The organism is Oleiphilus sp. HI0067 (assembly GCF_001635735.1).
In genome coordinates this window covers 1-542 of record NZ_LWFI01000469.1, presented here as the reverse complement: position 1 = coordinate 542, position 542 = coordinate 1, and the positions used below count along the sequence as shown (strand labels likewise).

Below are 542 nucleotides of genomic sequence, written 5' to 3'. Positions count from 1 at the left end.
ACCCAATGCCTTCTTTAGTCGCTTAGCATCAGGCTTGCCAATTTCTATCCAGTGTTCAATTTCACTGCTGTAATTGACCTTCCAGATATCAGGTTCGTCATCTGTACTCAGGCCTTTTGTGAATTCCAAATACTCTTCATAACTCAGCGCAAAAGCCACTAATCGTGCGCACATTCTTTCGATCGTTTCAGAAGGATGCAATGCAACATGCAAAGAAACACGCTCATAGATATGTCGGTTCATATCACTTAAATCAATTCCGAAACGATAAATCGTGGCACTTAATGCCATAGTACTACTGCTCCTGTAATGCCAGTTGTGCATTGCGCCGCTCAGAACTATTAGCGGCTAAAGATAATGCACGTAAATACATATGTTTTGCGCGTTGATGATTGTTCAACGCGAGGTAGGTATGTCCTAACTCTAAATAAACCACACTAAAATTTGGCGCTAAGCGTTGTGCTCGTTCTAACAGCGACAACGCCCCGCCCATCTGATCTTGCTCACGCGCTTGTTGCGCTTGATCAATCAATGCATAAACG

The 542-nt window shown here is 43.4% G+C and carries 2 protein-coding genes; both read right to left on the bottom strand.

Annotated elements, in window-relative coordinates; translation table 11 throughout:
- On the bottom strand, positions 1-291 hold a 291-nt coding region (locus tag A3739_RS05710; RefSeq protein WP_197472087.1), incomplete at its 3' end, for a YaeQ family protein.
- Positions 292-295: 4 nt separating this feature from the next.
- Positions 296-542: tetratricopeptide repeat protein (locus A3739_RS05705; protein WP_156502379.1), on the bottom strand; the 247-nt coding region annotated here is incomplete at its 5' end.